Origin of the sequence: Paenibacillus vietnamensis (assembly GCF_020169515.1) — a bacterium.
Classification (GTDB): domain Bacteria; phylum Bacillota; class Bacilli; order Paenibacillales; family Paenibacillaceae; genus Pristimantibacillus; species Pristimantibacillus vietnamensis.
Window position 1 is genome coordinate 90,275 of record NZ_JAHMHW010000016.1, and the last position, 21,699, is coordinate 111,973.

At 53.9% G+C, this 21,699-nt stretch carries 21 protein-coding genes; 15 read left to right on the forward strand and 6 right to left on the reverse strand.

Annotated features, from left to right (window positions below; all coding sequences use genetic code 11):
- Nucleotides 1-26 precede the first annotated feature (26 nt).
- Together KP806_RS22225 and KP806_RS22230 are read left to right on the forward strand one after the other, a co-directional pair.
- Nucleotides 27-233, forward strand: a complete 207-nt coding sequence (locus KP806_RS22225; protein WP_224725947.1) for a hypothetical protein — start codon at nt 27-29, stop codon at nt 231-233.
- A gap of 221 nt (nt 234-454) precedes the next feature.
- Entirely contained in the window at nt 455-826 is a 372-nt protein-coding gene (locus KP806_RS22230; RefSeq protein WP_224725948.1) for a hypothetical protein, read from the forward strand.
- Between the two features lie 114 nt (nt 827-940).
- Here the strand turns inward: KP806_RS22230 and KP806_RS22235 are convergent, their stop codons facing one another.
- From KP806_RS22235 to KP806_RS22245, 3 genes are read right to left on the reverse strand one after another with little or no spacing between them, the layout of a single operon-like run.
- On the reverse strand, nt 941-2,140 hold the full coding sequence (locus tag KP806_RS22235) for an SLC45 family MFS transporter (protein ID WP_224725949.1): 1,200 nt from the start codon (nt 2,138-2,140) through the stop codon (nt 941-943).
- Nucleotides 2,137-2,883 (reverse strand): glycerophosphodiester phosphodiesterase, encoded by a 747-nt coding sequence (locus tag KP806_RS22240; protein WP_224725950.1) that lies wholly within the window; start codon nt 2,881-2,883, stop codon nt 2,137-2,139. The genes KP806_RS22235 and KP806_RS22240 overlap by 4 nt, the downstream gene beginning before the upstream one ends.
- Before the next feature lie 31 nt (nt 2,884-2,914).
- Nucleotides 2,915-3,859 carry a DoxX family membrane protein gene (locus KP806_RS22245; RefSeq protein WP_224725951.1) on the reverse strand — a complete coding sequence of 315 codons (945 nt, stop codon included), beginning with the start codon at nt 3,857-3,859 and terminating at the stop codon, nt 2,915-2,917.
- 176 nt (nt 3,860-4,035) lie between these two features.
- Between KP806_RS22245 and KP806_RS22250 the strand changes: the two genes are divergently transcribed.
- The 4 genes from KP806_RS22250 to KP806_RS22265 all read left to right on the forward strand — a co-directional run bounded on the left by KP806_RS22250 (nt 4,036) and on the right by KP806_RS22265 (nt 8,155).
- Nucleotides 4,036-4,383: a metal-sensitive transcriptional regulator gene (locus tag KP806_RS22250; protein WP_318153760.1), complete on the forward strand. Its 348-nt coding sequence runs from the start codon at nt 4,036-4,038 to the stop codon at nt 4,381-4,383.
- Between the two features lie 259 nt (nt 4,384-4,642).
- Nucleotides 4,643-4,843 carry a copper ion binding protein gene (locus KP806_RS22255; RefSeq protein ID WP_224725952.1) on the forward strand — a complete coding sequence of 67 codons (201 nt, stop codon included), beginning with the start codon at nt 4,643-4,645 and terminating at the stop codon, nt 4,841-4,843.
- 97 nt (nt 4,844-4,940) lie between these two features.
- Complete coding sequence (locus tag KP806_RS22260) at nt 4,941-7,172, forward strand: heavy metal translocating P-type ATPase (RefSeq protein WP_224725953.1); 2,232 nt, start codon at nt 4,941-4,943, stop codon at nt 7,170-7,172.
- Nucleotides 7,173-7,180: 8 nt separating this feature from the next.
- Nucleotides 7,181-8,155: a hypothetical protein gene (locus tag KP806_RS22265; RefSeq protein ID WP_224725954.1), complete on the forward strand. Its 975-nt coding sequence runs from the start codon at nt 7,181-7,183 to the stop codon at nt 8,153-8,155.
- 315 nt (nt 8,156-8,470) lie between these two features.
- Here KP806_RS22265 and KP806_RS22270 read toward each other — a convergent pair whose 3' ends face one another.
- Nucleotides 8,471-9,385, reverse strand: coding sequence for an ArsR/SmtB family transcription factor (locus KP806_RS22270; protein WP_224725955.1), 915 nt, complete (start codon nt 9,383-9,385; stop codon nt 8,471-8,473).
- Nucleotides 9,386-9,745: 360 nt separating this feature from the next.
- Nucleotides 9,746-11,074: an FAD-dependent oxidoreductase gene (locus KP806_RS22275; protein WP_224725981.1), complete on the reverse strand. Its 1,329-nt coding sequence runs from the start codon at nt 11,072-11,074 to the stop codon at nt 9,746-9,748.
- Nucleotides 11,075-11,423: 349 nt separating this feature from the next.
- On the opposite strand from KP806_RS22275, the gene KP806_RS22280 reads away from it, so the two are divergent.
- The 8 genes from KP806_RS22280 to KP806_RS22315 all read left to right on the forward strand — a co-directional run bounded on the left by KP806_RS22280 (nt 11,424) and on the right by KP806_RS22315 (nt 20,173).
- Nucleotides 11,424-12,494 carry an ABC transporter substrate-binding protein gene (locus KP806_RS22280; RefSeq protein ID WP_224725956.1) on the forward strand — a complete coding sequence of 357 codons (1,071 nt, stop codon included), beginning with the start codon at nt 11,424-11,426 and terminating at the stop codon, nt 12,492-12,494.
- A gap of 25 nt (nt 12,495-12,519) precedes the next feature.
- A complete protein-coding gene (locus tag KP806_RS22285; RefSeq protein WP_224725957.1) occupies nt 12,520-13,386 on the forward strand; it encodes an ABC transporter ATP-binding protein in 867 nt (288 codons plus the stop codon).
- Nucleotide 13,387: 1 nt separating this feature from the next.
- Nucleotides 13,388-14,251, forward strand: coding sequence for an ABC transporter permease (locus KP806_RS22290; protein ID WP_224725958.1), 864 nt, complete (start codon nt 13,388-13,390; stop codon nt 14,249-14,251).
- A gap of 32 nt (nt 14,252-14,283) precedes the next feature.
- Complete coding sequence (locus KP806_RS22295) at nt 14,284-15,654, forward strand: LLM class flavin-dependent oxidoreductase (RefSeq protein WP_224725959.1); 1,371 nt, start codon at nt 14,284-14,286, stop codon at nt 15,652-15,654.
- The gene (locus KP806_RS22300) at nt 15,651-16,643 is read left to right on the forward strand and encodes a TauD/TfdA dioxygenase family protein (RefSeq protein WP_224725960.1); all 993 of its coding nucleotides are present in this window, start codon (nt 15,651-15,653) and stop codon (nt 16,641-16,643) included. Before KP806_RS22295 ends, KP806_RS22300 begins: the two co-directional genes overlap by 4 nt.
- 305 nt (nt 16,644-16,948) lie before the next feature.
- Nucleotides 16,949-17,701 (forward strand): SDR family NAD(P)-dependent oxidoreductase, encoded by a 753-nt coding sequence (locus KP806_RS22305; protein WP_224725961.1) that lies wholly within the window; start codon nt 16,949-16,951, stop codon nt 17,699-17,701.
- Nucleotides 17,702-18,097: 396 nt separating this feature from the next.
- Entirely contained in the window at nt 18,098-18,835 is a 738-nt protein-coding gene (locus KP806_RS22310; RefSeq protein ID WP_224725962.1) for a GTP cyclohydrolase II, read from the forward strand.
- Between the two features lie 468 nt (nt 18,836-19,303).
- Complete coding sequence (locus tag KP806_RS22315) at nt 19,304-20,173, forward strand: DUF421 domain-containing protein (protein WP_224725963.1); 870 nt, start codon at nt 19,304-19,306, stop codon at nt 20,171-20,173.
- On the opposite strand, the gene KP806_RS22320 is transcribed toward KP806_RS22315, so the two are convergent.
- Complete coding sequence (locus KP806_RS22320) at nt 20,174-20,506, reverse strand: winged helix-turn-helix transcriptional regulator (RefSeq protein ID WP_224725964.1); 333 nt, start codon at nt 20,504-20,506, stop codon at nt 20,174-20,176.
- A 162-nt stretch (nt 20,507-20,668) separates the two neighbouring features.
- On the opposite strand from KP806_RS22320, the gene KP806_RS22325 reads away from it, so the two are divergent.
- Nucleotides 20,669-21,643: an aldo/keto reductase family protein gene (locus KP806_RS22325; protein ID WP_224725965.1), complete on the forward strand. Its 975-nt coding sequence runs from the start codon at nt 20,669-20,671 to the stop codon at nt 21,641-21,643.
- Nucleotides 21,644-21,699: the final 56 nt, after the last annotated feature.

The following is a 21,699-nucleotide window of genomic DNA, read 5'->3' on the forward strand; positions in this document are numbered from 1 at the left end:
AATTCAATCCATTCAAGGAGGAGTATATGCGAATCGTTATAAGCTTTGTTATTTTTTTGCTTCTCTTAACTGCATGCCAAACGCAATCCAAACCTGAAAACAAAAACGATGAATGGGAAGTGAGTTCTTTATTTCATTCAGGCACTTTCACTCATTTTTGGGATGAGTCGAGCACACTGAAAGGACAATCACTAAAGATTATTGGTACTAGTCAGGATATGGTGACCAAGTAAAGGTCTTTGAAGCTCCAGAATTAGGGGGACCTGTGAATGGTGCTGACGCTCATGTCCCTTCCAATATGACTCTTCCTACAATCGGGTTATGGAAACTAGATGCATACGTAGGAGATGAGCTTTTTGGGAGTGTGGTTGTTCAAGTAAACGAAGTGTCTTAAATATAATTAAATCCCCCGGTAAGATAGCATAGCATTCCTATCATAAAAGGAGGAGCCAAGATGAAAAGAACACTCCTCGTATTTCTTATTTTTGTTGTCGGATTTGGATTGTTAATTGGATGCAGTAATCAGTCAAAAAAGGGCGATTACATCATCGGGAAAGAACAAAACGGTAATGTCTCAATGATATTGGTTGCGAAGAATATTTCAGAAAAAGAATCAAAAAAGAAAAAAACCATTTCTGATTATAGAAAAGACGAGACTGATTTAATGTATTATCACGTAGAAGATCCAAATTTGTATGAAGACCTTAATGTTGGCGAGAGGGTAAGCGTAGAGCCTAAAATGTTTGAAATGGATGGACAAAAGCTGTATCATGTCATGGATTCTGACCCGCCGCAAGTAGTGGCAGGCAAGATTACAAGATATTGAATTAATTATATGTGGATAATTACAAACACGAGGCTGCCGCGGTTACAACCGGGCAGCCTCGTTACGTGAAGACAATCATTTGTTAATACTCCGACTGAAGTAAGAACTGATCCTTTACATTGAAGCCTCCTGCGCCGCGGACGATTTCGACAAGCCTTTGTCGCTGACGCCGAGCAGGAACAGAAGCGCTACAACCATGCTGCCTGAAGCGATGTAGAACAGGACGGAGTAGCCGAACCAATCGATCATCGCTCCCAGCAGCGGCGGAGACGTAATGGCGGCCAGGGAAGAGATCAAATAATAGATGCCGGTACGCGTTCCGATGCTCTCCTCCTTCCCGAGAGCGACGATGAACGGGTAGGAGTTAATGTTGATCATCGCCCAGAACAGGCCGCCGACAATAAGCAGCACGCGCAGCGGCAGCAGGGAGCTAACGAAGGAGATCGCCGCAAAAATAACGATTAAACCGACGATGCCAACTGCGATGACCGGCTTTTTGCCGAAACGTTTTCCGAGCAGGCCGCTCGGGATCGCCCCCAGCACGAATGCCAAGGAGAAGAAAGCAAGCGAGAAGGAGGCTTCCCCTTCGGTCAGCTGAAGATGGTTTTTGCCGTACAGCGTGAACAGCGCCTCAACGCCCTGATAGGACAAAAACCAGAAGAAGATCGCGCCAAGCAGGAAGAGCGTCGGGCGGTTCCATTCCTTCTTGAACGACGAGAAGGATTCCCTCCCGGGGGCTGGTGTATAGGCAATGGCATCTCGCCGCTCCTTGATCGCGAAGATCAGAATCGCCATACAAATGAGCGTCAGGATCGCTGCGGATAGAAACGGAAGAGACGAATGCTTCTCATAAAGATAGGCGCCGCCCGCAAATGCGATAATCGAGCCGACGCCGCCCATGAAGTTAATGATGCCGTTGGCTTGCGTGCGTTTGCTGTCCTCCGTAATGTCGGGCATGAGCGCAACGGTCGGGGACCGGTACAGGCTCATCGACAGGTTCATCAGGACCATGAACAAAATCAGCGTCAGCAAGCCGGTATGCCATGGAATCAAGGTGCCGAACACGGCTGCTAGCGGCATGCCGATCAGCAGGTAAGGCATCCTTCGTCCGAACCTCGTATTCGTCCTGTCGCTGCGGCTTCCGATCCACGGCTGAAGCAGCATGGCAAAATAATTGTCAATCGTCATCATGAAGCCGATCAATGCGGTGCTCGTAATAAATTTTTCAAGAAAAAAGGGTACAAATGCGTTGTAAAGCGCCCAGGTCACGCTGATGCTGAAAAAGCCGAAGCCCAGCAGCCAAGTTTTTTTCATATCGGGTTCGCTCCTCTCTTTGCCAGCACCTCAGCCAGCCGATCCGGATAATCGGTAATGATGCCGTCCACCCCAGCTTCCGCAAGCGCTTCCAGTTCTGACTCCTCATTGACCGTAAACGGATGATAGGCAATGCCGCAGCTTTTTGCCTCGGCTACCCATTCCGGGGTGACGGCCAGCTTGAACGCGTGCAGGGCATCTGCCTGAATCGACTTGGCATATTCCCAAGGACGGTAAAGGCCTTCCATGTACAGCACCCCGGTGCGGATCTCCGGAGCCAGCTCCTTGCAGAGCACTAATGAATAATGATTGAAGCTCGAGAGAATGACCCGGTCCGCCAGCCCGTAATCGCGAACGAGTCCGATAACCTTTTGCTCGAGTCCGGGGTAAGGGACGATGCCGTTTTTCAGCTCGAGATTCAGGATTGTATCCGCAGGCTTGGCAAGCTCCAGCAGCTGCTCAAGCGTCGGGATTCGCTCGGAGTCGAAGGCCGGCGAGTACCAGCTTCCGGCATCCAGCGTCTGCAGCTCCGCAAAATCGGTATCCTTCACGAGCTTGTTCAGCCCGGCCGTCCGGGCCAGCGATTCGTCGTGGATCAGGACGGCGCGACCGTCGGCGGATAGCTGGACGTCCGTTTCGATGCCGGTAGCGCCGAGCACAAGCGCTTTCGAGAAGGCGGATAGCGTGTTTTCCGGGCAGTGGCCGCTGGCGCCGCGGTGTGCAAAGTTAATCGTCTTCCTCATTTGTCGTTTCTCCTCTCCGAAGCGGTCATAGTTAAGCAAAACGATAATAAATGAGCACGAAGGTCGCCAGCACAAATATAAAGTTAAGCGAGACGAACACCATTTGGTCGATAACGGTGCGGTGCATTGTGACCGGAGGCTTGTAGAAGCTGACGCCTTCGATGATGAACAGGATCAGCACGATGTGGATCATGAAATGGCCGACAAGCTCCGACATGCCGAACAGCATGGTTGTGGAGATAAAGATCAGCGTTAGGACAAAAGAAAGCAGCCGGTTCAAAATGCCGACGACAAGCAAATAGCCGACGACAAACTCGATGAAGCCGGTCATCACGATGAACAGCTCGGGAGCGAAGCCGAAGGTTGGGACGTTGTGGCCTGCGATAATGTCCTCGGCCATGGACGGAAAGATCCATTTCTCGACGGCTACCCAGCAGAGCGAAAGACCGGTGCCGAGATACAGGAGCGGAAAGCCCCATTTCGATTCCTTCGTGCGCTCCAGCAGCAGGACACCGATAATGGCTAAATAGAAGCCATAGTCAAGCATATGGAACAGCCCGGCTTCTATGCCTGTGTCGACGAACAGGACGAGCATCGCGAGCGCGCCAATTTTAGTCGCATAAAGGTGCGGAACGAGCAGCAGGACCACGGCCGTCCACATCAGCGCCGTCTGCCAGCCGCCGGTCAGCTCGAATTCCAGCGCAAAAAGCGTGCCGGTCAGCGCCTGAATCAGCAGTGCCGCGGCTGTTCCGTATTTGAGGATGGGAGGCGAGTACGGTCTTAGCCGGTCAAGCCCGGCATCCATCCGCACGGACAGTCTGGATTTTGAGATGGAGGGAAGCAGCTGTGTAAGCACGGCCAGCAGTACGGCAGCGAATATCGCAAGCGTCATGAAAAAAGGAGATAACACGGCTGCTAGCGATTCCTTCTCTGCTGCGACGTCTGTGAACCATTTGACATGCGCATAATAGTCCATATCGGTGTCATTCCTCCGACAAATTTTTACTTTCTATGTGGATAGTAGCACATCGGAAATCATATTAAAAGCGAACGCAGACGATCGGAATAGGAATTTGGAAATCGGGCTTTACATACCCCTTGGGGGTATGCTAAGATGGCTTTAGAAACAAATACCCCCTGGAGGTATGTCGGATGCATAACGATACGGGCAACAAGGCGTCGCACACGCATGCTGCGGATGACTGCTGCGGGGCCGACGCACCGCGCAAGAGCCATCATTCGGATCAGATGAAGGACAATTTGACGAAGCGCCTGAACCGGATAGAAGGTCAAATTCGAGGTGTCAAAGCGATGATCGAAAAGGATACGTACTGCGACGATGTGCTCAATCAGATTGCCGCCGTGCAGTCCGCGCTGAACAGCGTAGGGAAACTGCTTCTGGAGGGGCATATGAAAAGCTGCGTCATTGAGCGCATTCAAGCGGGCGAGAGCGAGGTGATCGACGAGCTTCTGGTTACGGTAAATAAGCTGATGAAATAGGAGCAGGTTGTGCGATAAATGGATATTGTGTATCTATTTTCGGCCAAGTGCTACTTTTTTGCGAAATAAATGGATTTTTTGTATCAATAGTATGGGAAATGCCGGATTCAGAGCAGGATGTTTGATTTATCTACATGGATTCCAGTTATTTTTTGGAATGATGGTATCGCTTATCTAATAAAGACAATAAATCCATTAAGTGATTGGACAGAGTGGTAGCGGGTAAATGTTACACATATGATGAGAGGGGTTTTTGCAAATGGCAAACGTTGTATTGAAAGTGGAAGGTATGAGCTGCGGGCATTGCGTCAGCGCGGTGGAGAAGGCGGTCAGCGGAGCAGGAGCTGTGGGCAAGGTTGATTTGGCAGGCAAAAAAGTGACAGTCGATTACGATGAATCGAAGGTATCTCTTGAGGCAGTCAAGGCGGCGATCGAGGATCAAGGCTACGACGTCGTCTGACGGCGCAAGGCAACTATAGACGGCAGAGGCTGATTTCAGCCTCCCTTTTTTTACAATTATATATACCCCATAAGGGTATGCAGGGCGGTGAGCAAGGATGGAAACAAAGCAAACGACGATTCAAATAACCGGCATGACCTGCGCGGCCTGCGCGAACCGGATCGAGAAGGGGCTTAACCGGCTGGAAGGTGTGCAGGCAAACGTCAATTTGGCTCTGGAACGCGCCTCGGTTACGTACGATCCGCAGACGGCCGATGACAGCAAGCTGGAGCAGAAAATAATCGATCTCGGCTACGGAGTCGTGAAGCAGCCGGCGGAAGCCGGAACGGCTGATGGCGAAGCGCCGGATGCCTACAAGCGCAGGGAACTGAAGCGGCAGCAGCTCAGATTGGCCGTTTCGGTGCTGCTGTCCTTGCCTTTGCTTTGGGCGATGGCCGGGCATTTTGCATGGACGGATTTTGTGCCGGTTCCGGAGCTGTTCATGAATGCATGGTTTCAGCTGGCGTTAGCCGCGCCCGTGCAATTCGTGATCGGCTGGCCGTTCTACCGGGGAGCGTATAAGGCGCTGCGCAGCGGCGGAGCGAATATGGATGTGCTCGTCGCGCTCGGGACGTCGGCCGCTTTTTTCTACAGCCTGTACTTGACGCTTCGGACGCTTGGCGTATCCGGCCACGAGGCTCACGAGGTACAGCTGTATTATGAAACGAGTGCTGTGCTTATCACATTGATCGTGCTCGGGAAGCTGCTTGAGGCTTTGGCGAAGGGCCGCTCCTCGGAGGCGATCAAGAGCTTGATGGGCTTGCAGGCGAGAACCGCTTTGCTTATCAAGGACGGCGTCGAAAGGGCGGTTCCGATCGAAGAGGTGCAGGCGGGCGATGTGCTGGTCGTGAAGCCGGGCGACAAAATCCCGGTTGACGGCACGGTGCTGGAGGGTGAATCGTCCGTCGACGAATCGATGCTGACCGGAGAGAGTATGCCGGTGGTGAAGCGGGCGGGCGATACGCTGATCGGTGCGACGGTGAACCGGAACGGGGCGCTTCGGATGCGGGCGGACAAAATAGGAAAAGATACCGCGCTCGCCCAAATTATCCGGGTCGTCGAGGAGGCGCAAGGGTCGAAGGCGCCGATCCAGCGGGTGGCCGACCGGATTTCCGGTATTTTCGTGCCGATCGTAACGGGAATCGCGTTTGTTACGTTCCTGCTCTGGTATTTCTTCGTCGAGCCGGGCAGCTTCGGCAGCTCGCTCGAGAAGGCGATTGCCGTGCTCGTTATTGCCTGCCCTTGCGCACTTGGCCTTGCTACGCCTACTTCGATTATGGCCGGCTCCGGCCGCGCCGCCGAGCTTGGCGTCCTGTTCAAGGGCGGCGAGCATCTGGAGAGCACGCACCGGATCGATACGGTCGTGCTGGATAAAACCGGCACGGTCACCAAAGGAAAACCCGAGCTGACAGACGTTATCGTAACGGGACATTACCCCGAAGCGGACGTAATCACATGGGCTGCCGCCGCCGAACGAAGCTCGGAGCATCCGGTTGCCGAGGCGCTCGTCGCGGAAGCCGCCGCGAGAGGGCTTCGGATTTCCGAAGCCCGGCAGTTTGAAGCGATACCCGGCTACGGTATCGGAGCGGCGGTAGATGGGCATGAATTATGGATAGGAACGCACAGGCTGATGGAGCGCCAAGGCGTGAACATCGAAGACGCCCGGCTGCAGCAGGAAAAGCTCGAAGCGGAAGGCAAAACGGTCATGCTCATTGCTGTGGACGGCGAGTATGCGGGCATGGCGGCTGTGGCGGATACGGTGAAGGAAACGTCGGCGGCCGCAATAGCCCGGTTGAAACAGATGGGGCTTGAGGTCATCATGATCACGGGAGACAACGAGCGGACGGCAAAAGCGATTGCCGGCAAGGTCGGGATTGCCCGGGTGATGGCTGAGGTGCTGCCCGAGCAAAAGGCTAAGGCGGTGCAGGAGCTGCAGGCGGAAGGCCGGAAGGTGGCCATGGTCGGCGACGGCATCAATGACGCTCCCGCTCTGGCGGCGGCCGATATCGGCATGGCGGTCGGCGGCGGAACGGACATTGCTATCGAAGCGGCTGATATTACGCTTATGCGCGGCGATTTGAACAGCATCGCGGATGCGGTCGAGATGAGCCGTGCGACGATGTCGAATATCCGGCAAAATTTATTTTGGGCGCTTGCTTACAATGTCATCGGCATACCGGTCGCGGCCGCGGGATTTCTTGCGCCGTGGCTTGCGGGGGCGGCTATGGCGCTAAGCTCGGTTTCGGTCGTGCTAAATGCGCTCAGGCTCCAACGAATGAGGAAAGGATGAAAGCAGAGATGATGAGGGAAGAAAGACGCAAAGGGATTAACCGGAGCCGCAGAGCGGCGGCCGCATTGCTTATGCTCAGCCTGATTGCCGCGGGCTGCGGTGCAGGAGACGAGCATGCAGGACATGATGCGCAGGTTGAGCCGACGGCTGCCGGGAATGCGGCTGCAGGCGGACATAGCGGACACGAGGGAGCCGAAGCCGGAACGGAGAACGGACATTCCGGCCATGGAGCCGGGGCTTCGAACGGCGAGGAAGAGCACGCGGAATCGGCGCACGGGGACGGCATGGGCGCGGAGGACGTAAAGCTGGAGTGGAACTATACGCCGGCGAATCCGGAGCCGGGCAAACAAACGAAAATCGAGCTCTTCATTTCCGACAAAAGCGGCAAGCCGATCAAAGAGTTTGAAGTAAGCCATGAGAAGCTGCTGCATCTCATTTTGGTGAGCGGCGATCTATCGGATTTTATGCACATTCATCCGGAGTTCAAAGGGAACGGCAAGTTCGAGGTAGAGGCTGCGTTCGGGAAAAGCGGAACGTACAAGCTGTTCGCCGATTTTATTCCGCAGGGAGCATCCCAGATAACGGCCGAGTCGCAGGTAAAGGTGAACGGCGCGGCGGAAGCGTCCAATCCGCTTCGAAAGGATGAGAGTCTGACCAAGGCCGAAAACGGCATCGAAGTGTCATTGAAGCTGTCAACGCTGAAAGCCGGCGAGAACGCGAATCTCACCTTCTCGTTCAAGGATGCGTCCACGAAGGCGGATGTGACGGATCTTGAGCCTTATTTGGGGGCGATCGGTCATGTGGTTATCATTAATGAGGATGTAAACCGCTATTTGCATGTGCACCCTCTCGAAGGGAACGGTACGGGACCGACAGCCGAGTTCGCCACCATTTTCCCTGATGCCGGTCTTTATAAAGTATGGGGACAGTTCCAGCGTGAAGGCAAAACGTTTATCGTACCTTTCACCGTGGAGATTGAGTAGCTAAAAGCTTAACCGGCTCAACATGCTCGAAAGGCCTCGAACTTGCTCATTCGTAGAATGTACTTTATGCAGCGGAACGGTTCTTTGAGTAACTAACTTGCGGTTCAGCTGCAGATTATGCAGCAGATGGGGCTATTAAGGTCGATAGGCGTTTAACCCTGGAAATCTGCTGCATATGTACATCGGAAGCGGTGGCCATGCGCTCGATATGAGGTTTCTGCTGTAAAAAATACAGCAGGGATGCGAATCCGAGTATTGAAGCAGCGTGGGGTGTGCGGTAGTTAAGGGCGAAAACGGGCGGCGGCCCGCTCACGCCTACTCGCTTCTCTCGTAATACAGCTTGAACACGATATCCTGATTGTAATTGCCGAAGCCTGCACCGAACAGAGTGAGACCGCCGACATTCTCGGCATCCGGTTCCACAGCGATGCGGAATTTCCACTGCTTGCTCAGGACGTCTACCTCACCCAGTGTCACATCGGATATTTTGTGGCCGTCAATGAAGGTTCCGCCGTTTGTAATCTTGATCACCTTGAGCAAGCCGTACTGGTTAATTTCGTCCCACCACCAATCCGGCGTATATTTGCCGCGTTTTCCGCCGAAGTCGCCGGGGCTTGTCCAGATGCCGAGCTTCGTATCGTTCAGGTAAAAGGAGATGTCGGAAGGCCAGTTTTCATTGGTAAACGGCGCTTCGGACGAGATTTCTAGCGAGATTTCGAGTTCGGTCGGCGTTTCGTTTTTGAGCAAAAAATTCGCTGTCTTGTACTCGATGAAGCCGCTGCTGAACCAGAGAATTTTCGCGTTGATCCGCTCCGGGTCGAGAAAAAAACGCGGCTCATCGAACATGCCGATCACTTTGGTAGTCGTCGCGAGACCGCAGGTCGGCTCCGCCTCGAAATCGGTGTAGTGGCCGATGGAGACGACCGATTCGTGATACATGCGGTTCGCCTGGCGGTTCCGTGACGGAAAGGCGATCTCGATGCTGTCGGTGATCAGCTTGCACATTTTTTTAGTCCCGCCGCTGCCGGGCACCATCTCCGAGCTGATCAGGCCTGCCTTCTCTAGCTTCTTGACGTGCATGGTCATAATAGGGCTGCTGAGCTCAAGCGCCTGGGCGAGATCCTTGATATTCATTTCCTGCTGGGCAAGCAGCTGGATGATCCTGAGCCTGACGTCGCTGGCCAGCGCCTCGTAAACCGGCAGATGGGCTGCCGAAATATCGATATTCATAGGTTCACTCCGCTCATCTGAGGTATTTCCGATCATAACAAAAAGGTTATTAAGTTAATTATAGTGCTATTTTATCTATTTTATAGGTAAAAGGTTGAGCTGACAAACTGTATAAGTGGATTTGATACAGGTAAAATCGTCTGTTAATGAAAATGCAGAAAAATAACTGGAAAACATGTATCTAATACTAAGGAAATCCCGATTTTCCCGGACAATCCCGTATTTAGATACAATGAATCCAGTTATTTTCGTTTTGCCTGCATATGTCATAAAATAACAGCATGAAATCCAGTTACTTGTATTCGGACATCGGACATCTCCGCGCACCCACCATGATCCCGACCTACCAACCTCCAGAGGCTACACCGCCTGAAGGCCGGCCTGGTTCAGCAGGTTCCAAGGTTTGTTATAGTGCGGCTGGAAGAAAAAGTCGACGTAGCTCAGTTCGTCCATCGTCATGCCGTTCTGTATGCATACCGACAGCGTATTGATCGACTGCGTCAGGTCGGCCTTCGACAGCACCTGGGCGCCGACGATCCGGCGGGTATCGGCCTCGTACACAACCTTCAGCAAAACATCGTCAAAGGTCGGCATAAATTCGGGGCGGTCGTGCTCTGTGATTGTGACATTTTTCACAATCATCCCCGCTGCAAGAGCGGCCGCTTCCGTCATCCCGGTCGAAGCGATGTTATAGTCGTAGATTTTGATGCCCGACGTTCCCTGCGTGCCCAAATGGCGGACGGTCGGCCGCAACAGGTTTTTCGCAACCAGCGTTCCCATCCGGACGGCGTTCGTCGCCAGCGGAATGTAGGCGTTTTGCCCGGTCGGGTTATAGCGGACGGCGCAGCTGTCTCCGGCGGCGAACACATCCGGCTTGCTGGTCCTCATATATTCGTCGACGATAATGGCGCCGTTCGGCAGCATGTCGACCTGACCCTCCAGCAGTCCGGTATTCGGCCGGAAGCCGATGCAGAGGACGACCAGATCGGCCTTGTATTCGCCCGCAGTTGTGATGACGGTTGTCACTCGGCCCTCCTTGCCGGCGAACGATGTGACGGTCTGGCCGGTTACGATCTCGATGCCTTTGTCCCCCAGCGCTTGCTCCGTCAGGTCCGTAAACTCCCGGTCCAAGTATTTGCATAAAATACGCTCCATATTATCGATCAAGGTTACTTTCTTGCCCAACTGCTCGAACGCTTCGACGAGCTCGATGCCGATATAGCCGGCTCCGATCACGGCGATCCGTTCCGCGTGCACCGCTTTTTCGATGATCGTCTGCGCATGGTTATAGTTTTTGCAAAGCACGACATTTTCCAGCCCGATGCCTTCCATCTGCGGAATAATCGGCCACGAGCCGGTCGTCATGACGAGCTTGTCGAACGTATCGGCAAACGTAATGCCGGTCGCCAGATTGCGGACCCGCAGCATCTTCATATCCGTATCGATCTCGAGAACATCATGCCGCATGTGCGTGACGACGCCAAGCTCGGCGAGCTGTCCGGGGGTCGAGTAGAACAGCTGTCCGGCATCCTTGACAACCCCTCCTACATGAAGGGCGATGCCGCACGAGAGAAACGAGATGTTGTCGTTCCGTTCATATACGGTAATCCGCGCTTCCGGATAAAGCTTCGCCATTTGGGTAATGGCGGCGGTTCCGGCGTGGGTGCAGCCTACAACGGCAATTTTCATGGTCATGTCTAACTCCTCCTAATTGTGTGAAAAAATTCACATATCCGGTTACTGTGTGAAAACATTCACAATCATCTGATGCTTATATCATATTCCTTTTCCGACCATATGGCAAGGGCTATTCCCCAAGAAAATCAAACGAAATGTGAAAATTCTGAAATGTCAAAAATAGGGTTGACAGCGTCCGGCCGAGAATGTAATATTGCTTTAAATCATAGTAAGTTGATTGGAAAACAATAAATTGTCTACCGGACCACCGGAGACCAGCATGGAAGATGATGCATGGTCTCTTTTTTTATCTTCGGTGATAAGATTTCCATTCATTTTTACGGCAATCGGAGGGGTTTATATGAAGAAAACTGAATTTTCTAAAAATTTTACGCTAACCGGACTGATCGTCACGCTCGCAGCCTCCCTGCTGCTTTCCGGATGCGGCGGTAACAAAACGGAGACGGCGGGAGCCGAAGCCGGGGCCGCAAGCGGAGACGGCGAGCCGGAAGTGCTTGAGCTTAACTATCAGGGCGGCGTAGGCACGGTAACGTATCCCGAGCTCGCTGAGGACCTCGGTTACCTTGCCCCTATCAAGCTTAATTTCATCGGCACGACGATTAGCGGCCCGCAGGACATTCAAGCGACGGTTACGGGAGATACCGATTTCGGCGGCGCTTTTAACGGGGCCATCCTGAAGCTGATTGCGGCGAAAGCCCCCATCACTCCGGTCATTTCCTACTACGGCGTCGACGAGAACACATGGACCGGGTACTACGTTCTGGAGGACAGCCCGATTAAATCCGCCAGAGATCTGATCGGCAAAAAAATTGCCGTCAACACGCTTGGCGCCCACCACGAGTTCGTCATCAAAGAATATCTTCGCAGGGAAGGGCTGACGGAGGATGAGATCAAGCAGGTTACGCTAGTCGTCGTCCCGCCGGTGACGGGGGAGCAGACGCTGCGCGCCGGACAGATCGACGTGGCGACGCTGGGCGGGCTGCTTCGGGACAAAGCGCTTGAGCGCGGCGGCATTCGACCGCTGTTCAAGGACCGCGATTTGTTCGGCGATTTCAGCGCAGGCTCGTACGTGCTTCGAAACGATTTTATTAAGAAAAATCCGGACACAACGCGGAAGTTCGTTGAAGCGGTCAGCAAAGCGATCGAGTGGGCGAGGACGACGCCTGCGGAAGAGGTTCGTCAGCGTTTCGAGGCTATTATCGAGAAGCGGGGGCGTAAGGAAGACACCAGCATCGTCAAGTATTGGAAGAGCACCGGAATTTCCGCTAAAGGCGGAGTCATTCAGGAAAGCGAGTTTGCCACATGGGTAAATTGGCTGGAAAAGGACGGACTGCTGAAGGAAGGCGAGCTGGACAGCAGGACGCTTTTTACGAACGAATTCAATCCGTACAATAACGAGGAGTCCAAATAACGGGTACGCGAAAGGAGCGGGCGGCATGACGGCCAAAATCACAATCGAGCACGTTCATAAGTCGTTTAAAGTCAAACGTAATTTAAATCATTTGCGCGAGGAGCAGCAGCCGGTATCGGCGCTGCAGGATATTCATCTGGAGGTCGCCCAGGGCGAATTTATGGTCATCGTCGGGCCGAGCGGCTGCGGCAAATCGACGCTGCTGGATCTGCTTGCCGGATTGACGAAGCCGGACCGCGGCCGGATCCTGCTGGACGGCAAACCGATTACGGGGCCCGACCTGGACCGCGGCATCGTATTTCAGCAGTATGCGCTTTTCTCTTGGAAGACGGCGCTTGCCAACGTAGAGTTCGGGCTTGAGACGAAAGGGGTAGGCCGCAAGGAGCGGAGGGAAATCGCCAAGGAATACATCAACCTGGTCGGCTTGTCGGGGTTCGAGAACCGCTTCCCGCATGAGCTGTCCGGAGGCATGAAGCAAAGGATCGCCATCGCCCGCAGTCTGGCCTACAATCCGGAAGTGCTGCTGATGGATGAACCGTTTGCCGCGCTGGACGCCCAGACGAGAGAAACACTGCAGGCCGAGCTTCTGCGTATCTGGGAAGCGACAAAAAAAACGATCGTTTTCATCACGCACGGAATCGACGAAGCGGTTTATTTGGGACAGCGGGTAGCGGTCATGACGTCGCGGCCCGGCAGAATCAAACGGATTATCGACATTCCTTTTCTTGCACGGACTTCCGAGGGAGATCTTCGTTCTCATCCCGAATTCGGTCGGCTGCGCCATGAAATTTGGGAGCTGCTGAAGGATGAGGTCCACCGGGCTCAGGAGCAGGAGCTGGAGAAAAGCCTTTCGGCCGAGAGCGGCAGAAGGCATTCGAAAGGAGCGGTATAACATGGCGGAATCTACAACGGTAAGCAAATCGTTTCAAGGCAGCTTGAATGAAGCGGGCAAACGGAGAGGAGAACTGCGGGGGTGGGGACTGCTTCTGTCGCGCAGGCTGTATATTATCCTTCGCAACAGTGTCTCTATTGGAGCTTTCTTGCTGCTGTGGGAGTTGATTCCTCGCTACGGCCTGCAAGACAACACCTTTTTGCCTCCGCTCTCAGCGATCCTTCAGACCTGGTGGGAGCTGCTCCTGTCCGGTGATCTGACGGATCACGCGGCGGCCAGCTTGACGCGCTCCTTCGGAGGCTTTGCTCTGGCGCTGGTGTTCAGTATCCCGATCGGGCTTGCCATCGGCTGGTGGAAGAGAGTGTCCGAGCTGCTAAATCCCTTGCTGGAATTGTTCCGCAATACGGCTGCACTCGCCATTTTGCCGGTCTTCATCTTGCTGCTGGGGCTGGGCGAAACCTCAAAAATCGCGATCGTGTTTTATGCCTGCGTATTTCCGCTTCTGCTTAACACGATCAGCGGCGTGCGGAACGTAGATCCGCTTCTGATCAAGTCGGCGCGCTCGATGGGACTTTCTCCGGTTCTTTTATTCCGAAAAGTGATTATTCCGGCTTCGATTCCGACGATTTTCGTCGGCGTGAGGCAGTCGGCCGCATCGTCCATCCTCGTCCTGGTAGCGGCCGAGATGGTCGGAGCGAAGGAAGGTCTCGGTTATTTGATCCAGTACACGCAGTTCAGCTTTCAGATTAAAGAGATGTATGCGGGAATTATTACGATCTCCTTCATCGGACTTGTGCTGAATTATGTGCTGGTGTTCGTTGAGCGCAAGCTGACGGCATGGAAGCAGGCGATCGGAGACCATTAATGGACTCAAACAACGAGAGGGGCGCTTAATTTATGGGGAAAAACGCAAGGAAGCTGCATCTGAATGTATTTCTGATGAGCGTCGGCCATCACGAGGCCGCATGGCGCCGCAAGGATACGGAGCCGCACAGGGTGACGGATATCCGCTATTTCACGAAGCTTGCGCAAATTGCCGAGCAAGCCAAGTTTGATTCATTGTTTCTGGCCGACGGTCTAGCGATCGGCAGAAACATCCGTCACGGCACAATGTCCGGCCTTGAGCCGTTCACGCTGCTGTCGGCGCTCGCCGCCGTCACCGAACGGATCGGCTTGATCGGCACCGTGTCCACGACGTTCAACGAGCCGTTCCATGTCGCACGCAAGTTCGCTTCGCTGGACCATATCAGCAACGGGCGGGCGGGCTGGAATATCGTGACGTCGGGCAGCGATTTTGAAGCCGCGAATTTTCACGGTAAAAGTCACCTTGAGCATGCCAAACGATATGAGCGTGCGAAGGAGTTTCTCGAGGTGGCCGTGAAGCTGTGGGACAGCTGGCAGGACGATGCCATTGTCATCGACCGAGATGCGGGAATATTCGCCGATGACAGCAAGGTGAAAACGATCGACCACCAGGGAGAATGGTTTCATGTGCGAGGGCCTCTCAATGTGCCGCGGACGCCGCAAGGCTATCCGGTGCTCGTGCAGGCCGGCTCCTCGGAGGACGGCAAGGCGTTTGCGGCTCAGTATGCGGAGGCAATCTTCACCGCACAGCAGACGCTGGAGGAAGGTCAGCAGTTTTATGCGGATGTGAAAGGACGTTTGGCCATGTACGGCCGACAGCCGGAGCAATTAAAAATTCTTCCGGGCATTTGCCCGATTATTGCGCCGACGGAGTCGGAGGCCAAGGAGAAGGAGCAGCAGCTTAACGAGCTGACCGTGCCGGCATACGGCGTGAATCAGCTGTCTCAGATGGTCGGCATCGACCTGTTCCAATATCCGATAGACGGCCCTCTTCCGGAGCTGCCGCCTTTGGAGGCGATCAACGGGAACAAAAGCCGTTATCAACTGGTCGCCGATCTGGCCAGGAGAGAAAACTTGTCGATACGACAGTTGACCTACCGGCTCGCCGGAGGGCGCGGACACCGGGTATTCGCCGGAACGGCGGTGCAGGTGGCGGATCAGCTGGAGGAATGGTTCACGAATGGAGCAGCCGACGGCTTCAACGTTATGCCTCCTTATTTGCCGGGAGGGCTGGAGGAATTCGCGCAGCAGGTCGTGCCGGAGCTTCAGCGGAGAGGATTGTTCCGGACGGAGTACGAGAGTGACACGCTTCGAGGTCATTACGGGCTTTCCCGTCCTAACAATAAATCATTGCCCGCTGCGGATGCAGCGGCAGCCAAACCATTCGAGGAGGTATTGCCATGAGTCAAAACGAACAAGGCGTCGTAACGGAAGGAGCACAGCAGCTGAGACAGGGACAAGAACAGAAGGAGCACGGCAGCGTGGAGGTACATCCCATTGCAGGCCGCATTGGCGCAAAAATTAAAGGAGTAAACCTCGGTGCGGACTTGGACCAGTCAACGGTCGATTCGATCCGCGAAGCTCTGCTGAAATACAAGGTTGTGTTTTTCCGCGGGCAGCATCAGCTGAATGATGCGGGTCAAGAGGAGCTTGCGCGGCTGTTCGGCAGCGCGGTTGCCCATCCGACTGTGCCGATCAAGGACGGCAGCCGTTATGTGCTTGAGCTCGATTCGCAGCACGGCGGCCGCGCCGACTCCTGGCATACGGACGTTACTTTTGTGGCTGCGTATCCGGCTTTCTCGATTTTGCGGGCTGTGGAAGTGCCGGCAGCGGGCGGAGACACGGTATGGGCGAATACGGCGGCGGCTTACGACCACCTGCCGGAAACTCTCCGCAGCCTGGTGGACGGCCTATGGGCCGTTCACTCCAACGAATACGACTATGCGGCTCACCGCAACCAAATTTCCGAGAGAGATTCGCGCCATTACAGGGATGTATTCACTTCGACGCTGTACGAGACCGAGCATCCGATCGTTCACGTTCATCCGGAGACGGGGGAACGGTCGCTCATTTTGGGCCATTTCGCCAAGCGAATCGTCGGGCTGTCCAAATCGGATTCCGCCCAGCTGCTCTCGCTGCTGCAATCGCATGTGACGCGTCTCGAAAATACGGTGCGCTGGAGATGGCAGGCAGGGGATGTCGCGATTTGGGATAACCGGGCGACCCAGCATTACGCGATTAACGATTACGGCGATCAGCACAGAGTCGTGCGCCGCGTAACGGTGGACGGAGTTGTACCGGTGAGCATCGACGGCCGTCACAGCGCCGTGCGCAAGCCGGAGCCTGAGTCCGAACCCGGTTCCGGTTCGCCAAACGAACAAAAAGCCGGGTAATCCCGTCCGGTTCGTTATTCCCTCGTATGAAGGAGCATGAGGTCCGCTTCGCCTGACGAATGGACCTCCGAGGGCGCGTGCCGCCTGTTATGCCGCGATTCGCATTGATGAACAGGACAAGCAGCTTTAGCCATTTTGGCTGAGGCTGTTTGTTTTTTTGAGTCATATAACTGACTTCGACTTCTATTTCTACGCGAAACGCGATTTGGCCGCCCAAAGAACGGCGTTCAGCCGCTTACGCCGGTTGTACTTTGCCACTCTTTATCAGGTACAATAAGGAAAAATGGGATGAAGAGGGGAAGATTATGTTCAAAAGGTTTGAAGGCATGACCGTACTGATCACAGGAGCCGGAGCTGGCATCGGCAGGACGCTGGCGCTCGCTTATGCGCGGGAGGGAGCGACTGTCGTCATCGCGGATAAAAATCCGGATGGCCTGGAAAAAACGGCGGAGCTTCTGAGGGAAGTCGGTTATGATCCGGTTACGCAGAAGACGGATATGAGCAATCCGGACGAGATTGTAGAGCTGCTAGGAAAAGTGAAAGCGGAGGCGGGAGGGCTGGACATTCTCGTCAACAACGCCGGCTTCGGTACTTGGAAGTCGCCTTACGATCTGACAATCGATGAGTGGGACAGCGTCGTGAATACAAACCTGCGGGGGACGTTCGTCTGCTCCCGCGAAGCGGCAAAGCTGATGCGGAAAGGGAGAGGCGGCTCGATCGTGAATATCTCGTCGACGCGCGCGATGATGTCGGAGACGGATTCGGAAGCGTACGCCGCTTCGAAGGGGGGCATCCTGTCCCTTACTCATGCGATGGCGGTGTCGCTCGGTCCCGACCGCATTACCGTCAACGCGATATGCCCGGGCTGGATCGAAACCGGGGACTACGGAAAGCTGCGCGATGAGGATCATTTGCAGCATCCGGCGCAGCGTGTCGGCAGGCCGGAGGATATCGTACGTGCCTGCTTCTATTTAACCGATCCGGCAAATGACTTCGTGACCGGCACGCACATAACGGTCGACGGCGGAATGACGCGGAAAATGATTTACGAGGAATAGGGTATCGGTCAAGAAGGTAACTGCCAGAGTAGTTGTTCCGGTCAACTCAGGATGATAGATGGATTAGATGTAGTTATTTTTCAGTATTCAGCAGAAAGTAGTGAAATAACTGGATTCCCTGTATATAAATTCATAAAATCGGCTTGAATCGGGGGGATATGAAGCAAATTAGACACATCAAATCCATTTATTTTCCTTGTATAAGGTGATTCCGGACGAACAGATGTACAAAATCCAGTTATCGTCGATCACCTTTCCATATTCCCGACCTGCTTCGCCTTCCGATCCCTCCTGCTTCGCCTTCCGATCCCTCCTACTTCGCCATTCGAGAGGGCATAGCGGACGGCCGGCGGGAACATAATATCCCAAAGTCTATATGAGTAGGAGCAAGCGACTATGCATACGGAAGCCGTGTCTATCGTGGATCACAAAATCCAGGTTATCGAAGCGAAGGAAGGTATCATCTATTTGGTTGGCCCGATCAGGCTGCCGGTTCAGCTGGATGGAGAGGAGCTGATTTTCGGCTGGTATTGCTGGCTGCTCTGTAAGGAGAAGCTGGAGGATGCCGGGCAAATCATCGCGAAGCTGTCGGCCGTTAATTTGGCGGAAATGCAGCAGTCCAGCGTGCTGGTGTACGGGGATTTCGCCGGAGCGGACGAGGCGTGGATCCGGATGCACAGCATTTGCCATACGGGCGACATTTTCGGAAGCAAACGCTGCGACTGCGGCTTTCAGCTGCACGAGTCGATGCGGATGATCGCGCGCAAAGGTGCGGGAGCATTGTTTTATTTGGCGAACCATGAGGGCAGAGGAATCGGTTTGTTCAGCAAGGCGATGGCCTATCTGCTGCAGGAGCAGGGCTACGATACGGTGGATGCGAACGTGAAGCTTGGCTTTGCGGACGATGCCCGTAATTACGGGGATGCGATCCGGGTGCTGAAGACGCTTAGGAAGAAGCAGGTGTCTCTAATAACGAACAACCCGAAGAAGCTGGACGCGCTGCAGGCGGCAGGACTCGACGTGACGGACCGTATTCCGCTGTGGGGGGATCGTTCGGAGCATAACCGGAAGTATTTGGAGACGAAGGTGGAACGCTCGGGACATTTTGCCGCAAGCGGGTGTCCTAACGAATAAAACATCTATCCCTGAAAATTGGACGGGCTGCCCATCCAGCACAATTTGCGCCGGAGAGCAGCCCTTATAGCATCTAATATTTAACCGGACCTTTCTTTATCCCTCAGGAATAAAAGGCCGTTTGGAATCCTCTTGTTAACAGCCAACAACATGTATACCAAGTTGCCAAACACTCGTTTTCCAAAACAACGGAAGCCCTGCCTCTCTTCCGTCCTCGCGGCTCCGATGACCGCTCCAGTGTGAATCAGAAATCCATTGCGAAACAGGTTCTGGGAATTAACGAAAGACATCATAATTCGAGGAAATCATTAAATCTTATGGAGGATTGCTGAGGTTAAATATCACATATTTGATCATTATACTTCATTTCCTGGGACAATGCAACTGTTGACCGGTTTGCGCTGTTGACCGGTTTGCGCATGACTTTATCCTTTCTGGACACTATAGGTATGGAAAGGGGAAATGAACATGCCGGATTGGTTAGAAATTATCGTCCGTACGCTTGCCGCTATCACCATTCTATTTATTCTTACGAAAGTGCTGGGCAAACGGCAAATTTCCCAGCTGTCTCTGTTCGAATACATAACGGGCATTTCGATCGGCAACATTGCCGCCTATGTATCGCTCGATCTGGATAATCTTTGGTATCTCGGAATCGTATCCCTTGCGGTATGGGTATCCATATCGGTCGGCATGGAGTTTTTGACGATGAGAAGCAAGAGGGTCCGCGACATCGTTGACGGCAACGCAACCGTTCTGATCGAGAATGGAAAGCTGGATAAGCAGAAGCTGTTTAAGGAAAGATTGACGGTGGACGAGCTGCTCGAGCAGCTGCGCAAAAAAGACGTCTTCCGCATGGCGGACGTCGAGTTCGCGGTGATGGAGCCGAGCGGGGAAATCAATGTGATGCTGAAGAAGGAGCATAAGCCGATTACCCCCGAGCTGCTGGGCTGGAAGGTCGGCAAGGAGCACGTGGCCCAAACCGTTATCATGGACGGCGAGATCGAAGCCGACGCGCTGGAGAAAACCGACTGCAGCAAAGAGCAGCTTCTTCATGAGCTTAAGCGGAAAAACGTGCGCCTGCAGGATGTATTCGTGGGCCAAATAGACGGCAATGGGCGTTTATCGGTGCAGACAGGAGATTTGCGCCAATACCCGGAAAGCAAAGCGCACCCGAAGCCGCGAGACAGAGTCGCTATGCTGACCGAGCAATTTGAGGCGGAGCTGATCCGCTTGGGAGGTCTGGCCCGCAATGAAAGCGACCGGCGCGTGTATGAGTCGGCGCTGGAAAGGTTCCAAGCGGGCATGGGTCACCTGCAGGATCAATTACAGGAATGATTATGTCCATCTGGCGGACCAAAGCTTCATTTCTTTTAGAATATGGTGCAAATCCTTGCCTTTAGGTGTTAACGTATATTCGACCGTAACGGGAACCGTGGGAAATACGTGGCGTTCAAGCACGCCCTTGTCTTCAAGATGGCGGAGCGTGCTTGTCAATGCCCTCGGACTGACGGCCGGAATCAGCCTCTGCAATTCCCCGAATCTCCTTGTGCCGCAAAACAACTCCCTGAGTACGAGAAAGGCCCATTTTCCGCCGATAACGTCAAGCGTCCTCTCGATATTGCATTCGATGTATTCCGGTTCCTTCGGTATATAATTGTGTGCGCTCATTCTGACAGCTCCTCTCTATTATCGATAATCTAATGCTAATCTTAAGTATAGTATATATACAATAGATTATAAAATGAAAAATCATTCCGTACTTTTAAAAGCGGACAAACTGCTTTACACTACTATGGAAGGAAGCTGAATGGGAAGAGGAGAGCTGAAACGATGCAATATAGAAGATTGGGAAGAAGCGGTCTGAAGGTAAGCGAGATCGGACTGGGCAGCTGGCTGACTTATGGAACCGCGACGGCGGAAGAAACGGCAAAGTCCTGCATTCATAAGGCTTACGATTTGGGCATCAATTTTTTCGATACTGCTAACGCTTATAATAACGGCGAAGCGGAGATTGTGATGGGTGACGCTTTGAAAGCGTATCCGAGAAGCAGCTACGTGCTGGCCACCAAGGTGTTCTTCCCGATGGGAAAAGGCCCGAATGACCGCGGGCTGTCGCGCAAGCATATTGTCGAGCAGTGCGAGGCGAGCCTGAAGCGGCTTGGCACGGACTATATCGATCTCTACCAGTGTCATCGCTTCGATGCGGAAACGCCGGTCGAAGAAACTCTTCGGGCGCTGGACGATTTAACGGCACAAGGGAAAATTTTGTACGCAGGCATCAGCGAGTGGTCGGAGGGGCAAATTGCGGACGCAGCTGCGACGGTCAGCCGCCTGGGCCTCAGGCAGCTCGTATCGAATCAGCCGATTTACAATATGTTCGAGCGTTATATCGAGCGCGGAGTCATCCAGGCATGCGAATCTGCTGGCATGGGACAAGTCGTCTTTTCCCCGCTGGCACAAGGCGTGCTGACGGGCAAATATAAACCGGGCCAAGCGGCTCCGGCAGACAGCCGCGCGGCGAACGAACGGACGAACGGCGTTATCAACAGCTATATGCGCGAGGATGTGCTCGAGGTGGCGGCTAAGCTGGAGCGGCTTGCAGCGGAGCAGGGCGCAACTCTGTCGCAGTTCGCCTTGGCTTGGGTGCTGCGCCAGCCGAATGTAAGCTCGGCCATTATCGGATCGAGCCGGCCTCAGCAAATCGAGGAGAACGTAAAAGCGATTGAACTGACGCTATCGGATGACGTGCTTGCCCGGACGGAAGCGATTTTGGCAGAGGTAAGCGGATTTGCTCCGATGCGGTAAGGTTTAAAAAAAGGTACTCCCAAGGAAACGGTCAGCGGCTGAGCTGAACGAGGGGG

Bases quoted from the DNA above. Each gene is read 5' to 3' on its own strand.
- KP806_RS22290 (WP_224725958.1), top strand. From the start codon at position 13,388: ATGGCGGAATCTACAACGGTAAGCAAATCGTTTCAAGGCAGCTTGAAT.
- KP806_RS22305 (WP_224725961.1), top strand. From the start codon at position 16,949: ATGTTCAAAAGGTTTGAAGGCATGACCGTACTGATCACAGGAGCCGGA.
- KP806_RS22310 (WP_224725962.1), top strand. From the start codon at position 18,098: ATGCATACGGAAGCCGTGTCTATCGTGGATCACAAAATCCAGGTTATC.
- KP806_RS22300 (WP_224725960.1), top strand. From the start codon at position 15,651: ATGAGTCAAAACGAACAAGGCGTCGTAACGGAAGGAGCACAGCAGCTG.
- KP806_RS22265 (WP_224725954.1), top strand. From the start codon at position 7,181: ATGATGAGGGAAGAAAGACGCAAAGGGATTAACCGGAGCCGCAGAGCG.
- KP806_RS22235 (WP_224725949.1), bottom strand. From the start codon at position 2,140: ATGAAAAAAACTTGGCTGCTGGGCTTCGGCTTTTTCAGCATCAGCGTG.
- KP806_RS22245 (WP_224725951.1), bottom strand. From the start codon at position 3,859: ATGGACTATTATGCGCATGTCAAATGGTTCACAGACGTCGCAGCAGAG.
- KP806_RS22230 (WP_224725948.1), top strand. From the start codon at position 455: ATGAAAAGAACACTCCTCGTATTTCTTATTTTTGTTGTCGGATTTGGA.
- KP806_RS22320 (WP_224725964.1), bottom strand. From the start codon at position 20,506: ATGAGCGCACACAATTATATACCGAAGGAACCGGAATACATCGAATGC.
- KP806_RS22295 (WP_224725959.1), top strand. From the start codon at position 14,284: ATGGGGAAAAACGCAAGGAAGCTGCATCTGAATGTATTTCTGATGAGC.
- KP806_RS22225 (WP_224725947.1), top strand. From the start codon at position 27: ATGCGAATCGTTATAAGCTTTGTTATTTTTTTGCTTCTCTTAACTGCA.
- KP806_RS22260 (WP_224725953.1), top strand. From the start codon at position 4,941: ATGGAAACAAAGCAAACGACGATTCAAATAACCGGCATGACCTGCGCG.
- KP806_RS22285 (WP_224725957.1), top strand. From the start codon at position 12,520: ATGACGGCCAAAATCACAATCGAGCACGTTCATAAGTCGTTTAAAGTC.
- KP806_RS22270 (WP_224725955.1), bottom strand. From the start codon at position 9,385: ATGAATATCGATATTTCGGCAGCCCATCTGCCGGTTTACGAGGCGCTG.
- KP806_RS22250 (WP_318153760.1), top strand. From the start codon at position 4,036: ATGCATAACGATACGGGCAACAAGGCGTCGCACACGCATGCTGCGGAT.
- KP806_RS22325 (WP_224725965.1), top strand. From the start codon at position 20,669: ATGCAATATAGAAGATTGGGAAGAAGCGGTCTGAAGGTAAGCGAGATC.
- KP806_RS22275 (WP_224725981.1), bottom strand. From the start codon at position 11,074: ATGAAAATTGCCGTTGTAGGCTGCACCCACGCCGGAACCGCCGCCATT.
- KP806_RS22315 (WP_224725963.1), top strand. From the start codon at position 19,304: ATGCCGGATTGGTTAGAAATTATCGTCCGTACGCTTGCCGCTATCACC.
- KP806_RS22255 (WP_224725952.1), top strand. From the start codon at position 4,643: ATGGCAAACGTTGTATTGAAAGTGGAAGGTATGAGCTGCGGGCATTGC.
- KP806_RS22240 (WP_224725950.1), bottom strand. From the start codon at position 2,883: ATGAGGAAGACGATTAACTTTGCACACCGCGGCGCCAGCGGCCACTGC.
- KP806_RS22280 (WP_224725956.1), top strand. From the start codon at position 11,424: ATGAAGAAAACTGAATTTTCTAAAAATTTTACGCTAACCGGACTGATC.